General features: G+C 64.7%; 2 protein-coding genes and 1 pseudogene. 2 read left to right on the top strand and 1 reads right to left on the bottom strand.

Going from position 1 to position 1,889, the window contains the following annotated elements; genetic code table 11:
• Both KBX08_RS33085 and KBX08_RS33080 read left to right on the top strand, forming a co-directional pair.
• Positions 1 to 420, top strand: a pseudogene (locus tag KBX08_RS33085) (response regulator transcription factor); the annotation flags it as partial.
• 396 nt (positions 421 to 816) lie between these two features.
• On the top strand, positions 817 to 1,056 hold the full coding sequence (locus tag KBX08_RS33080; RefSeq protein ID WP_210787682.1) for a hypothetical protein: 240 nt from the start codon (positions 817 to 819) through the stop codon (positions 1,054 to 1,056).
• Between the two features lie 232 nt (positions 1,057 to 1,288).
• On the opposite strand, the gene KBX08_RS33075 is transcribed toward KBX08_RS33080, so the two are convergent.
• Positions 1,289 to 1,889: hypothetical protein (locus KBX08_RS33075; protein ID WP_210787681.1), on the bottom strand; the 601-nt coding region annotated here is incomplete at its 5' end.

The raw sequence follows: 1,889 nt of genomic DNA, 5'->3' as shown, positions 1-1,889 counted from the left end.
ATGTACGAGGGCGAGGAGACAGCGGTGCAGTGCATCGACCGAGGCGCCCTGGCATACATCGCCAAGAGCGAGGAGAAGGACCACCTGATTCGGGCCGTGCGGGCGGCCGCGATCGGCGAGACCTACACCACGCCGAAGCTAGGCGGCGCGATTCTGGTCGACCCCAAACAGCCCCGCTTGTCCGAGCGGGAAAAGGAGGCCTTGTTGCTCTGGTTGCAGCTGGACTCGAAAGCCGAGGTCGCCCGCAAGATGTTCGTTACAGAGAGCACCGTCGACGAATTCATCACCCGCGTCCGGGTCAAATACGACTACGTCGGCCGGCGTGCCTCCACGAAGTCCGAGCTGACCGTCCGCGCGATCAAAGATGGCTTGATCACGATTGAGGAACTGGAAGCGCTCCTCGATCGTCGAGACAGTTGACCGCCCTGACGCGCCGCGCCATGCCGGGTGCCGGCGCCAGTCTTTGCGACGTCTAGATCGCCGCTCGCCACGCCGATTCCAAGACCACCATGGGCTACGACCGGTCACGCAAGAAGCTCGACCGGCACCCCAACTACATCCTCGCCGTCTACATGGCTCCGGTACATAGCAGCGAGCGACTCTGCCGATGAGTAAGCGCGTACTTTGCCTAGGATGCCAGAGGTTCGCGGGTCATCGATTTAGGCGTTCCTATGTAGGGAGGTCGCGGCCTCGGGTAGCGTGCCGAACGCCTCGCCGTCGGTGCACCGCCCAGGGCGGTAACCGTCGTTTGGCTCAAAGGTGGGACCATTGCGACCCCGGACATCAGCAAGTTCCGAACGAGATCGGGCGACACCTATGGCAAGCGAGTCCTGCTCCATCTGCGGCGAAGAGGCCGACGCCGACGAAATCGACCCGCACGGCCACTTCGCCGGGGATGACAATGGCGACCTCGACGAGGCCGTGGTCGTTCACCTGCTAATCCTTGGATCGCGACGGGACAGGACCGGCTGCGGCGAAGACACGGACAACAGTAGCGACGGGGCAAGCACGGACGAGAGTAGCGTGAACTGCCCCGAGTGCCGCGTCGTCATGTGACCCGACATACACGGTGAGGGGCGGCCTGGCGCCCGCTCATGCCGCCGATAATGTTTGCTCCGGCCGACGACCATTGCGATGGGTACGAGGCGTCACCAGCACGAACCGGCGGGCAGTTGCGAGGCAGTACCCGCCAGCAGTATCAACGGGGCAAGGCCGGATCATCACGGCTCACCGGGCTTTGGCCGCAGAGTCCCGGACTGCCGATGAGTTCGATCGGCCTCCTCAGCGCCTACGATCGACGTGCGTGTTCAGCTAGGTGGTCGAGCACAACCAAAATGAGATCGGCTAGATCCGTACGGTTGATGCCGGTGACCATGAGTTCGAGCTGGGTGGCTAGGCGCCGCCCGCGATCCTGGCGGAAGACCGGATGGTTTCCTGACGGCGAAGTATCCGATTCGAGCTGAGCTCGCCATTGCGCCAGTGTCGTGGACTCGGCACGATGTCGGAGACCATCATGGCGCCCGGCCCTGAGCGCGTCGGCCAAGTCGGAACGGCCGGACCGGGTGAGCGCGTCCCGAACCGAGGGCAGCACCATCGCCGTCCACAGCCCGACGGCAAGATCGTGCGCCTCGAGCAGCACCTCCCGCTCGGACCGGTCCGATGCATACGCATCGACACACGGCCGTATGAGCCAGGGCCGGGCCGGCACACCACGCCCTTGGCTACGAACGTCCACAGCAATCCATGCATGGCGCGAACCACGGGGATGCCGTCGCCACGCCATCAGCATCGGGTTGCCGACATTGGTGCGTAAGGCTTCGGCCTCTCCGTCGTCCGGATGGGCACGACGCAGCGCGTCGTTGACGGCGCGCGCTGTCCGGCGGCTGATC

The organism is Micromonospora sp. H61, assembly GCF_018070325.1.
GTDB classification, from domain to species: Bacteria; Actinomycetota; Actinomycetes; order Mycobacteriales; family Micromonosporaceae; genus Micromonospora; species Micromonospora salmantinae.
This window is presented reverse-complemented; position numbering and strand designations above follow the sequence as displayed.

Excerpts from the sequence above, each read along its gene's own strand:
- KBX08_RS33080 (WP_210787682.1), top strand. The coding sequence starts at position 817 with ATGGCAAGCGAGTCCTGCTCCATCTGCGGCGAAGAGGCCGACGCCGAC.